9 protein-coding genes are annotated in these 13,209 nt (G+C 34.0%); 2 read left to right on the top strand and 7 right to left on the bottom strand.

From position 1 onward, the window contains the following. Window positions 1-87: 87 nt before the first annotated feature. From FS85_RS0106345 to FS85_RS0106330, 4 genes are all read right to left on the bottom strand, one after another. Complete coding sequence (locus FS85_RS0106345) at window positions 88-2,760, bottom strand: TonB-dependent receptor (protein WP_010135271.1); 2,673 nt, start codon at window positions 2,758-2,760, stop codon at window positions 88-90. Window positions 2,761-2,880: 120 nt separating this feature from the next. Then, a complete protein-coding gene (locus FS85_RS0106340) occupies window positions 2,881-4,059 on the bottom strand; it encodes a BamA/TamA family outer membrane protein (RefSeq protein WP_010135270.1) in 1,179 nt (392 codons plus the stop codon). 175 nt (window positions 4,060-4,234) lie between these two features. Beyond that, window positions 4,235-5,197: a BT_3928 family protein gene (locus FS85_RS0106335; protein WP_010135269.1), complete on the bottom strand. Its 963-nt coding sequence runs from the start codon at window positions 5,195-5,197 to the stop codon at window positions 4,235-4,237. A 3-nt stretch (window positions 5,198-5,200) separates the two neighbouring features. Further along, complete coding sequence (locus tag FS85_RS0106330) at window positions 5,201-5,737, bottom strand: DUF1599 domain-containing protein (protein WP_010135268.1); 537 nt, start codon at window positions 5,735-5,737, stop codon at window positions 5,201-5,203. Between the two features lie 228 nt (window positions 5,738-5,965). On the opposite strand from FS85_RS0106330, the gene folP reads away from it, so the two are divergent. Further along, entirely contained in the window at window positions 5,966-6,736 is a 771-nt protein-coding gene (gene folP, locus FS85_RS0106325) for a dihydropteroate synthase (RefSeq protein WP_010135267.1), read from the top strand. A 72-nt stretch (window positions 6,737-6,808) separates the two neighbouring features. Here folP and FS85_RS0106320 read toward each other — a convergent pair whose 3' ends face one another. The 3 genes from FS85_RS0106320 to FS85_RS0106310 all read right to left on the bottom strand — a co-directional run bounded on the left by FS85_RS0106320 (window position 6,809) and on the right by FS85_RS0106310 (window position 10,704). Continuing rightward, window positions 6,809-8,860: a M13 family metallopeptidase gene (locus FS85_RS0106320; RefSeq protein ID WP_010135266.1), complete on the bottom strand. Its 2,052-nt coding sequence runs from the start codon at window positions 8,858-8,860 to the stop codon at window positions 6,809-6,811. A 93-nt stretch (window positions 8,861-8,953) separates the two neighbouring features. Continuing rightward, window positions 8,954-10,054, bottom strand: a complete 1,101-nt coding sequence (locus tag FS85_RS0106315) for a hypothetical protein (RefSeq protein ID WP_010135265.1) — start codon at window positions 10,052-10,054, stop codon at window positions 8,954-8,956. 71 nt (window positions 10,055-10,125) lie between these two features. Continuing rightward, entirely contained in the window at window positions 10,126-10,704 is a 579-nt protein-coding gene (locus FS85_RS0106310; RefSeq protein WP_029489303.1) for an HPP family protein, read from the bottom strand. 150 nt (window positions 10,705-10,854) lie between these two features. Between FS85_RS0106310 and FS85_RS0106305 the strand changes: the two genes are divergently transcribed. Continuing rightward, window positions 10,855-13,191, top strand: coding sequence for an ATP-dependent helicase (locus FS85_RS0106305; RefSeq protein WP_010135263.1), 2,337 nt, complete (start codon window positions 10,855-10,857; stop codon window positions 13,189-13,191). Window positions 13,192-13,209: the final 18 nt, after the last annotated feature.

The following is a 13,209-nucleotide window of genomic DNA, read 5'->3' as shown; positions in this document are numbered from 1 at the left end:
AACTACAATCTTTATTGATTGATTGAAAGTATCTGCTAGAGACACTAAAAAATCAACAATAGCCACCATTAAAGTTCTAGTATTTGTTTACGAATTTTTAAAAATATATTTAAAACTAAACATAAAATACTGTTTTAAAACATCGTAAGTATACGTAGAGTTTCTGCTGTCTGTTAATGCTCTGTTGGTGTTATTGTATTGGTTTAACAAGTTAAAAACAGTAAATTTTAGTTTGGCTTTATTAGGCACCAAACTGTAGTTAGCAGTTATGTTCCATACCAAAGACTGTCTTCCTAAACCTTCTTCAAACTTAGGATTTAAATTGTATTGCATTTGGTTAAAAAGAGTAAAACGTTCGGGAGCAAAAGTGGTAATATTTAAACCAAAAGTATGCTGTACGTTAGATTGATTGGCAACCAAATCTGTATCGTATCGGGTATTGTCTAAAAACAATCGGTAAGTAGGGTTTATTTCTATCAAATCGTTGTAATTGATATCTGCATAAAAAGAAGGGGTAAATGTAACGGAATGACTCTTAAAAAAAACGTTGTTGGTTATATGTGCGTTTTCGGACATACTAGCAAACCATTTCATTTTAAAACTATAAAACAATGGTGCCTTTTTGTAGTCTTTAGACAAACTACCAAACACACTGTATTTATAATTGTCACTATTGTTTACATAAGTTCTGGTGGTTACCAGTTCTTCATCAACCGTAGATTGATTGATAATTTTATCGGCTACCTTGGTATAACTAAATCGATTGAAGAAGAAAACCTTACTTTTCTTGTTAAACGTACGAATATTAACGCTAAACAAATGCTCTAATTCTCTTTTTAAATCGGGGTTTCCAATGGTTATAAACAGTGGGTTGGTATTGTCTGTTATGGTTAATAGTTCGTTATTTTTGGGTACGATACTTTTGGTTCTATAATTTGCATTTAGCGTAAAGCCTGATTTTATGGTATATCTTAATTTTGACGAGTATAAATAATCACTAAAGGTTTTTACCAACTCCAGATCTCTATCCAACTCTCTATTACCCAACTCCGTTCTTAATTTGCTTGCTTTAGCATTAAAGTAAAGTGATTTTTTTCTGTATTCATAGGCCAATTTATGTTCTTCTTTGGTAATGTCTAAATGTTGATCAAAACTCAACGCTTGGTTGTTTTCAAAACTACCGTTATCCATATTATAATCGGCAACTTGTTTGTTAAAAGCCTTATCGTCCTTTCGGGTACTAAATTCGTAGGATATAAAATTGTTATTCAAAAAACGTTGGTTGTATTTTATAAAATGGTTGCTATTAAAATCGTTTCTTTTTTGATCTATTTCTTGATCTCTAATAACGTCATCCTTACTTTCAAAAAACGTTGTGGATTTGTTTTTAGAAAATGCATTGTACATATTTTTTCCTGTTCCAATTCTATAATTGATGTACGCATTGATTTTCTCTAATTTGTAGATAGCACTTATATTAGAAAAAATATTGGTTGTGTTTTGAAATTGGTCGAAATCGGTATAGTTACCGTTTACAAAATCTCCCGCTTGGTTTTTGGTTTCACTTTCTGATGTTCTAAAAAAATCTCGATCTTTTGAATAAAAGTTAGTTCGTGTAATTAGTCTAAAGTTTTGAAACACGTTGTTTATCATCTTAAAATCGAACTTATGTATTTGTTGTTCCGTAATATCGTCTGTTTCACTTATTCTGCTATTGGGATTGCTAGGCACCAGGCTAATTCTATCCTCTCTAGTTCCTTTGTCATACTTGGTATCCGAAAACATGTAGTTGATATTTAACCGATCTCCTCCATCAAATTTATTAGAATAATTGCTTCCTACATTGGTTTCGGTTTTAATTGCTTTATTTCTATCCAAAGTATTTTGAGCCTCATCATCGTAACTAAAATTGTTTTTGTTTACGTTGTTGCTAAAAGCCAAAATTGTAAAAAATGATTTGTTTAGCATTCTATTAAACACAGCATTACTTTCGTAACGTTTATCGGTACCTAGTCCGGCTAGCACATCACCAAACATATTTCCTTGTTCCAGTTTTTTTAGAATAATGTTAATGGTTTTAGCTTCTTCTTCATCTTCGTTTCCTGTAAATTCATTTTCATCACTTTTGGTGTTGGTTACCTCTATTTTTTCGATAATATCTTTAGAAATGATTTTCATTGCTACTTGAGGGTTATTGCTAAAAAAAGGCTCTCCGTTCACCAAAATTCTAGTTACATCAATTCCGTTTACTTTAATACTTCCGTCGTCGTTATCTACCGAAACTCCTGGTAATTTTTTCAGCAAATCCTCGGCTACAGCATCTTCTTTGGTTTTAAAAGAGGATGCATTAAACTGCATCGTGTCGTTTTTAATTAAGATAGGAGGTTTGGCTGTTATTACTACTGCATCTAGAGTTTCGGTAGTCTCGGTCAGAACTATTTGTCCTGCATTGTAATGTAATTTATTTAGGGGAATGTTACGTTTGTAGGTGGTAAATCCTATGTAGGTAATAACCAAAGAAACATCTGTTTCTTCCTTTAATTCGGTTTCTATCACAAAATTTCCTTTGTCATCAGAAAAACCATAACCTAGTAATCGATGATTTTTAGTTTCCTCTATTTGTACAGTTGCAAAGTCTATAGGTTCTTTGGTCGTTTCATCAATAATGGTTCCTTTTACCTCAATCTGCTGTGCGTAAGTAAATAAACTCATCAATAGCCCTGCAAAAGCTATGATGATTTTATTGGGGGATAAAGTCATGGTTCTTTTTAAGTTTAACCTAAGACTTTTAAGAACACGAAAAGTTTAATGCTTTTGGTTTTTTATTACTTTTTTATCAATAAAAAGCACTTTTTTGATTTTTTTATCTAAAAAAAACAACTAGAAGGATTCTGCTATATTCAAATATAAATTGTTGGTATTTTCTCCAAACCCCCAATCCAAACGTGCATTTAAACGTTCTTCTCTATCCAATAAAAAACGGAGACCTACTCCAAAAGTGGGACGTAAATTTTTAAACTTAAAATCTTTAACTTCTTGGGTTACATCACCAACCCCTGCAAAAGCTACCATTCCTACTCGGTTAAACAAGTTTTTACGATATTCTATTTGAGTTGCCAAAATATGCTTATCTACGTAACGTCCTTCTATGTAACCTCTTAAGTTTTCTTCGTTTCCAAAAAGTGCCAATTCCGAAAAAGGAACATCATGGTAAGTAAACCTTCCTGCAGCTTGAATTCCAATAACATCTGTTTTGTTATGAAAAGGTTTAAAAAAGTAACGTACATCAAATCTACTTAATTGAAACTCTTGTGTTCCTCCCATAACTTTTCCATAAAATCCGTGGGTAAGTTCTACATACCAACCAGAAATAGCGTTTAATATATTGTCTCTACTATCGTATAGAACAGCAAATTCTGCTCCTGCCGAAGTAGATCCATTAAAACCTGCAAATTTAGATGCTGTCAGCAAGCCTTCTTCTTCAGCTTTTACGTTAAAAATATGATTGTACCTCAGACCTCCTCCTACAAAAAGGTGTCTTGCAAATAGTTGTTTTAGCACTATAGGCTCAAAACGAAATTGGTAATAACCATACTCTTCTTCGTTTTCTTCTAAAGAATTTCGTCCAAAACCGTAAAACAAACGTGGAAAATTTTTAAAAGCAAAATTTCCTGTAATAACCCATTCTTCTTGATTGGTAAATATCTCGAAACCTGAATATAAAATAAATTGGTTATTTAGTGTGTACTGTATGGTAATGGGCATGTTTGAGGTTCGAGTTTCTTCTCCCGACCCCCTGAATTTAAACAAATACTTAGACCCTACTCCTAAACTAAAATTGGTTTCTGGCGAATACCCAATAATAGGAGCCATAATTAATTTAGACTTGTATAGTGTACTATCTTTTTCGGCAGCTTTTGCATTGGGATATAGGGTAAAAAATTCTTTAAACTTTTTAAAATCCTCGTCGGTGATTCTTTTTTTTTCCTGAGCTTTCACAATTACAGAAAACAACAAAAAGAATAGTAAAACAAAAAGCTTATTTAAGATGTTGTTCATAAGATCTTTTTAACTTATATGTGACCTGTTTATTGTTCTAATTCCTGAGAATTCTTTACAACTTGTGTCACAAAAAAACATTCAATAAAGATACTTATCTCTTTTGGGATAGCTTCTGTTTTTTTCTAAAATTAGCGTTAAAAAAAAGCATTATTTAGCAAAGTTTAAGAAGGAATCACAAACGCTCTTTGTCTATATTTCTCCAACTATATTTTGCTATCACCGTGGCTTTATTTAGTTGTAAAATTCCTGGATTGGCTCTACACATAGTTTTTAATGTTGTACTGTCGCAAAATAGAATAGGAAAAGACAAATTGTATTTTTCCATCGTCTCATCAAACAAAGCGGAGCTACTACTAGAAACGGCATACACCAAATAACCTTGTTCCTTTGCTGTAGTGGCTAAACCTATTACTTTTTGCCATGCCTCTGGCGGAGTGTGTTCTAACTCGTTTGCTACAATTAATAGTGCTTTGGGAGCTTCTAATATGGTTTCGGTAAGATCTTCTGTTTCAGATTCTAAATACAAATCGTGTACAGGGGGCAACTCTCCATCTTCTTTATACTCCATCCCTTCTCTTATATTTTTCCCTTCAGCATAAGGTCTAAAATCAATAATAGGTAAATAGGTTAGCGAGTGGTATATAATGTATAAACTAGCAAACATCGACAAAAAAAGAGTCCAATTTCTAAAATTTTTAGAACCCAAAGGTTTGATATTTTTTTGTTGTACTATCAATACAAATATCAGCACTATAAATACCACATTTTTATAAAACGTTTCCCAAGGACTTAGTTTTACGGCATCTCCAAAGCATCCGCAATCGGTAACTTTATTGTAATAAGCAGAATACCATGTTAAAAACAAAAAGAATAAAGTAATTCCAAACAAACTCCACACAGTGGTTTTTACTTTATAACCTAAAAGCAATGCAATTCCTAGTAACAATTCTATCAAAATTAACAAAATAGAAAACGGCAGTGCATAGGGAATTAAAAACTCTAGATTTAAAACATCCGCACCAAAATACTCTTCAAACTTATAGGCCGAACCCAAGGGGTCTACCAGCTTTACAAATCCTGAAAAAATAAATAAAACACCAATAATAAATCGGCATAAATGAGTTAGAATTTTCATGGCTTACAGAGTTAAATGAATCATTGCAAAAACAGCATAATTTATCATATCTTGATAATTGGCATCAATTCCTTCAGAAACCAAAGTTTTCCCTTTGTTGTTTTCTATTTGTTTTACACGCAAAAGTTTTTGTAAAATCAAATCCGTTAGAGAACTTACACGCATGTCTCTCCACGCTTCTCCATAATCGTGATTTTTGTTAATCATCAACTCTTTTGTAATACCTATGTGTTTTTTATACAACTCTACCGCTTCACCGGTTTCTATATCTGGCTGATCTGCTACTCCTTTTTCTAGCTGAATTAACGCCATAACACAATAATTGATGATTCCAATAAATTCAGAAATTTCTCCTTCCTCTATTTTTTGCACTTCATTTTCTTGTAGTTGACGAATGCGCTGTGCTTTGATAAAAATTTGATCCGTTAAGCTAGGCAATCTTAAAATTCTCCAAGCACTTCCGTAATCGGTCATTTTTTTAGAGAACAACCCTAAACATTCAGCAATAATTTTATCGTATTGTGCAGAGGTATGAGACATAATCTATGTGTTTTCTGTAATTTTGATATCGAAAACGAATTTAAGTAAGAATTACCAATTACAAATTACGATTTTTCACTTTTTTTAATGAGTTATTAGGTAGTTACAAACATCAACCGCCACAAAAAATCTTTAAAATTGTTTAATTTTTTGAATCTTTAACTAGTGAACACAAACCACTCCATAAACTGCAAAGGAACCTTAATCGATTTGTCTACTCCAAAAGTGATGGGGATTTTAAACATTACTCCCGATTCTTTTTTTGATGGAGGTAGGTATAAAGACGAAACTTCAATCATCAACCAAGTAGAAAAAATGCTAAACCAAGGAGCTACTTTTATAGATGTTGGTGCTTATTCTTCTAGACCTGGAGCACAACATATTTCTGAAAAAGAAGAGCTACAACGCATCTTACCTGTGATTGATTTACTGATTCAAAATTTTCCAAACATTCTTATTTCGGTAGACACCTTTAGAAGTCAAGTCGCAACAGAATGTATTGACAAAGGAGCTTGCATGATAAACGACATTTCAGGGGGCAATTTAGACCCCGAAATGTTTGCTACCATAGCTCGTTTGCAAGTGCCTTATGTTTTAATGCATATGCAAGGTACACCTCAGGACATGCAACAAGCTCCAGTGTATAAAAATGTACTTACAGATATTTATTTTGAATTGTCTAAAAAATTGGTTCTGTTGCAAAAACTACATGCACACGATGTTATTTTAGACGTAGGTTTTGGCTTTGGAAAATCTATAGAAAACAATTACCAGCTACTAAAAAACCTAGATTATTTTCAACAGCTAGGCACACCTATTTTAACGGGAATTTCTAGAAAATCCATGTTGTACAAACCTTTAGGAACTTCTCCAGAACAAGCACTAAATGCCACCACAATTGCCCATACAATTGCTTTACAAAAAGGCACACAAATTTTAAGAGTGCATGATGTAAAAGAAGCTGTAGAAGCTGTTACAATCTGGAAACTATTGCAATAAAAAAAGGACATTTTCTGTAAAGAAAACATCCTTTTGCATCAATAAATAAACAATTTGTTTTTGTAAAATATTTTACCAGATTTTTACCCGTTTTTCAACAGGTACATACATTGCATCTTGTTCGGTAATATGAAACGCTTGATAAAAAGCATCTATGTTTAACAAAGGTTGGGTTGCTCTGTACATTCCCGGAGAATGTGGATCTGTTTTTACACGTGTTTTTAAAGCATCGTCTCTCATTTTGGTTCTCCATACATTGGCCCAACTCATAAAAAAACGTTGGTTTTGGGTGTAGCCATCAATGGGTGCCACAGCTCCGTTTTTAGCCAAGTACAATTGCAATGCATCATAAGCAGCATTCACACCACCAAGATCTCCTATGTTTTCTCCTAATGTAAATTTCCCATTAATAAAAGTGTCGGGCAACACTTCTATACTGCTAAATTGTTCCGCCAATTGTTCTCCCAAAGCATTAAATTGCTCTAAATCTTTTTCTGTCCACCAATTGACTAAATTTCCATCTGCATCGTAATCCGCACCACTATCATCAAAACCATGTGAAATTTCATGACCAATTACGGCTCCTATTCCTCCAAAATTCACAGCTGGATCCGCTTTAAAATCAAAAAAAGGCGGTTGCAATATAGCTGCCGGAAATACAATTTCGTTGTAAGATGGATTGTAATATGCATTTACTACCTGAGGTGCCATATGCCACTCTGTTTTATCTACAGGTTTGTTTAGTTTTGAGATGCGTTCTTTAAATTCCCACTGGGCAATATTCTGCAAGTTTTGATAGTAAGTTCCACCTTTATCTGGAGATAAAATTGTAATTTCTTGATAGTTTTTCCAATGATTGGGATACCCTACCTTAATGGTTACTTTTTCTAGTTTTTCTTTCGCTTTTTCTTTGGTTGTAGCATCCATCCAAGGCAATGCATCAATTCTAATAGCGTATGCCTGAATCAATGTTTGAATCATCTCTTCTATTATTTGCTTAGCCGCTGGTGGAAAATACTCTTTTACATACAATTTTCCCAAAGCCTCACCTACTGTTCCATTAATTACTTGTATCGCTATTTTCTCTTTAGGTTCTTGTTCTACAGCTCCTCTTAATGCTTTGCTATAAAACTCCCAATTAGCTGTTTCTATAGTTTCGGATAACTTAGATGCTGCATTTCTTATAATCAACCATTGACAGTAAGCCTTCCATTGTGCTACTTTTTGTACATCTAAAACAGTTCCTAAGTCTCTAAAATAAGACACATCGCTGACCACTAGTGTATCTATTTTTTGAATTCCGATAGTGTTTAAATGTTGCTTCCAATCTATTGCTGGCGATAGTGTTTGCAAATCTGTAACAGACATAGGGTTGTAACGCTTTTTAGGGTCTCTACGCGCAACTTTATCCAACCTAGCTCTAGCCATTTCTGTTTCTAAAGATACAACTTGATCTGCCATAATCTGTGCTTTATCTGCTCCCACCTCCAAGAACTGAAGCATTTTAGCGATGTGTTTTTTGTATTTTGCTTTTTTTTCTTGAGCATCTTTGTCATCAGAAACGTAATAGTCTCTATCTGGCAATCCTAATTGGCCTGGAGCAACATACAATACATTTTTGTTACTGTCTTTGGCATCAGAATATACATATACCGAAAAAAAGTTTGCTTTTCCTTGGGTTTGTGTTTGTGCAATATAGGTTTGTAAACTTTTTAAGTCGGTAATCTTTTCCGTTGCTTCGATATCTTTTTTTATGGGTGCAATTCCCTGTTGATTTCTTGCCGATACATCTACAATTGTTTTGAATAGATGAATTGCTTTAGCCTCGTCCGAACTAGGGTTTAAGGTGTCTAACTTAATGGTCTTATGAATCAAAGCCAAAACGTTTTTATCCGTTAACTCTCTCAGCTCGTTAAATCCTCCCCAAGTAGTTTTATCATCTGGAATTTGAACACTGTCTATCCATTTTCCGTTTACAAATCGATAAAAATCTTGCTGAGGCTGTACGGTTGTATCTACATATATTAAGCTACGATTAGGAGTTTCCGTTTTTGTAGTTTTAGAGTTACAAGCGAACATAAAAAATACGGCAACTACAGCCAGAGATTTTGCTATACATTTCATTTTGGGATATTTTTTTCAAACTTACAAATACAAGTCGTATTGCACAGCTACCTTTGATAGGTTTTTGAACTGTTAAATCGTAGGTTTTGTTTTCTAATTTACAACAATTTCTTTAGCTCCCTCGGCTAAATAAACATGACAACAATCTACTGTAATTAAAAAGTCTCTTTGAAATATTAATTGTTGATTTCGATATCCTTTGCACTGAATTTGAACTTGTTGATTTGCATAAGCCTCTACAGAGTCATCATTTATCAAAATATATCCAGGCCCTTTATGTAAGGTAGCATCAATGGTTTTTATCACATTATTGTTCTGTACATCTACTACTTCTATACGATCTAAAGACACTGCATTCCCCATAGTATCTTTTACTGTAATAAACACACTTTTAATGTCTTTAGTACAAAAAGCTTCATCGCAACTTAAGGCTTGTGTTGGATCCTGAACCACCACTTCTGTAGTTCCTGACTGTAAATCTACATGGCAGCAATCTACCAAAACGGTGTAGGTTTCTTCTACAATTTTTAGATTGTTTTTATAACCTCTACACACAATACTTAGCTCAGAATTTGCGTAGGTAGATACAAACGAATCGTCAAAAATAACGTAGCCCTTAAATAAGTCATCTACAGTGGTTACGGTTTTTATCAACTGATTGTTTTTGGCATTAATGACTTCTAGCTTATCTAACGAAATCATTTCCCCTTGTGCATCTTTTATAGTGATGGGAATACTTCTAAACTCTTGGGTACACAAAACTTGTGCGCATTCTTCTGGATAATTATTTTCTGATAAAACAACTTCTGTAGTTCCCGAAACTAAACTTACATGACAGCAATCTACGTCTACCGTATAACTTTCTGTCAATACTTGTTGTCCGTTTACATACCCCCTAGATTCTAAATTTACTTGTTGATTTTTATAAGTAGCCACAAACCCATCGTGAAAAATTGGATAACGATATCCTTCAAATTCATATTTCTGACTGGTTAAAACTACTTTGCCTGTTCCAAGATCAACTACTTGTAAACTGTCTAAAGCTACAGGAGTATTGTTTGTGTCTTTTACGCCTATGCTAATTGTTCTGTATTCTAATGTACAGGCTGTTTGATCACAATTCTCTGTGCGTGTTTCGTCCTCTAAGTTACATCCCAAAAGAACAAATAAAATAATCGGTAATAAATGTTTCATGATTTTTGTTTTTTTAAAAGATGAAACTTTTAAGATAAAGTTGCGTTTCTTAAAAAAATATTCTTAAGAAACTAAGCCATCTTTCGCCATTTTTTTAACAGCTTGCTATTTTTAGGATATATTCTATTTGAGGTAATATTATTAAACACCAAAGCGGTAGCCAGTAAAATTAAACAACCACTTAATACAGGAGAAAGCACATACCAAAATCCTAAGCTTTTAATTTTAGCTGCACCAATAACTGCTATTAAAGCAGTAGCTCCCCCTGGCGGATGCAAAGTTTTGGTAATTTGCATGCACACAATAGATAGACTTACCGCTAAGGGAGCAGCAACCCAAAACCATTGCCCTACCAACATTTGTACACAAACCCCTACAAAAGCAGAAATTACATGCCCACCTATAAAATTTCTAGGCTGTGCTAAAGGGCTGTAAATAGCTCCATACACCAACACACTAGAAGCACCAAAAGAACCTATTAAAAAAATATTTTCAGTTTTATTTAGATAAAAAGTCTGCACCAAAGCAATGCAAGCAATTCCAACAAAAGAACCTAAAAAAGACCAAAAATGCTCTTTCTTATCAATCAACGTTTCCTTGTAAATAACGTATTTGGTAATTCTAAAACTTTTATTTAACTGTTTTTTCATAGTTTTTTTCATGTTATCAGAACCATATTCAAAAGTAAGTAATGTAGATGAAATGGCATAAGGTTGATAACTTAATTTAGAAACCATTTTTTTATACGTTTTGTTTCTGAGTTAATTTTTATTTTTATGCATCGAAAAAAAATCAGGTAGATGGCAGATTATTTAGAAGGATTGAACCCACCACAAAGGGCTGCAGTAGAACAGATGGAAGGGCCTATGATTATTATTGCAGGTGCAGGGTCTGGTAAAACAAGGGTGTTAACATATAGAATAGCTCACTTAATGAAAAACGGAGTCGATGCTTTTCAAATTCTATCACTTACCTTTACCAACAAGGCCGCACGTGAAATGAAAGAACGTATTGGGGCTGTGGTAGGAAAAAGTGAAGCCAAGAATCTTTGGATGGGAACTTTTCACTCTGTTTTTGCTAGAATTTTAAGAGCTGAAGCAGAAAAACTAGGATACCCCTCTAGCTTTACTATTTACGATTCTCAGGATTCCGTTCGTTTGATGAATTCCATTATTAAAGAAATGGGTTTAGACAAAGATCAATACAAAGCAAAATCTGTTTTAGGAAGAATATCTCAGTTTAAAAATAGCTTAATTACGGTAAAAGCATATCATAATAACCCAGAACTAATAGAAGCTGACACCCAAGCCATGAGGCCACAAATGGGAGCCATTTATAAAGCTTATGTAGATAGGTGTTTTAAAGCTGGTGCTATGGACTTTGATGATTTATTGTTAAAAACCAACGAATTGCTAGTTCGTTTTCCAGATGTACTTTCCAAATATCAAGATCGTTTTAGGTATGTAATGGTAGATGAGTACCAAGATACCAACCATTCTCAATATCTAATTGTTAGAGCTCTAGCAGATCGTTTTCAAAACATCTGTGTGGTAGGAGACGATTCGCAATCCATTTACGCTTTCCGTGGAGCCAACATTAACAACATTCTAAACTTTCAAAAGGATTACCCTGATGTAAAAACGTTTAAATTAGAACAAAATTATCGCTCTACCAGTAACATTGTAGAGGCTGCCAACAGCCTTATAGAAAAAAATAAAACCCGATTAGACAAAACCATTTTTACTGCCAATGATGCTGGAGGAAAGATAAAAGTAATGCGAACCCTTTCTGATGGAGAAGAAGGACGTTGGGTAGCCAATTCTATTTTTGAAAATGCGATGAATAAGCAGTTAACTTACGACAACTTTGCCATTCTTTACAGAACCAATGCACAATCTCGTGCCATGGAAGATGCATTAAGAAAAAAGGGAATTAAATACAGAATGTATGGAGGACTTTCTTTTTACCAACGTAAAGAAATCAAAGATTTACTTGCTTACTTAAGAGTACTCATCAATCCAAACGACGAAGAAGCATTAAAAAGAATTATAAATTATCCTGCTAGAGGAATTGGAGCAACAACTTTGGACAAACTAACTGTAGCGGCCAATCACTACGGAAGATCTATTTTTGGAGTCATTCAAAATTTAGACAAGGTCGATCTAAAAATACAAGGTGCTACCAAAAACAAACTAAACAATTTTGCTACGTTAATAGAAAGTCTACAAATTAACGCAAAAGCTAACAATGCTTTTCAGGTTGCCGATGAAGTAGTAAAACGTGTAGGATTGATTAAAGACTTACAAACTGATGGTACTCCAGAAGCAGTAAACAAAGTAGAAAATGTTCAAGAATTACTTAACGGAATTAAGGATTTTATAGAAGAACGCAAAGAACAAGAATTAGATACCAGTCTAACAGCCTTTTTAGAAGATGTAGCACTGGCTACCACACAAGACACAAAAGAAGATGACGAACCAATGGTTTCGTTAATGACCATTCACCTATCCAAAGGATTAGAATTTCCTTATGTGTACATAGCAGGAATGGAAGAAACCTTGTTTCCTTCTGCACTAAGCGTAAATACCAGAAGCGAACTAGAAGAAGAAAGGCGATTGTTTTATGTTGCCCTAACGCGTGCCGAGAAACAATGTTACCTTAGTTATGCCCATACACGTTATCGATGGGGAAAATTGGTAGACTGCGAACCGAGTCGTTTTTTAGAAGAAATAGACGAGCGTTTTTTAGAGCAACTAGCACCACAACGCAACAAAGTAGTAGCAACCAACCGCTTTGTTGATAGAGATTTGTTTGACGATGATATTCCAAAAGAAAAAATTCGCTTTAGAAAACCTGTCTCGAGATCTGTAAGAAACCAAACTACAGCTCCTAAAAGCACTCCTTTTAAACAGCCACAAAATCTAAAAAAAATCACCCCTAAACTAGCCCAAGAATCAGAGCCCAAAAAAGCCATACAACTAGCTGTTGGGGCAAAAGTAAATCATGCTCGTTTTGGCAACGGAGAAGTCATCAGCCTAGAAGGAGCTGGGGTTAACACCAAAGCTGAGGTTAAGTTTGATCAGATGGGTGTTAAGAAAATTTTATTAAAATTTGCCAAACTCAACGTTTTGGACTAATTGTTGACTATTTATTTT

It is taken from the genome of Ochrovirga pacifica, from assembly GCF_000220525.1.
In the GTDB taxonomy this organism is placed as follows: Bacteria; Bacteroidota; Bacteroidia; order Flavobacteriales; family Flavobacteriaceae; genus Ochrovirga; species Ochrovirga pacifica.
The sequence above is the reverse complement of the archived record's forward strand: the minus strand, read 5'-3'. Positions and strand labels throughout refer to the sequence as shown.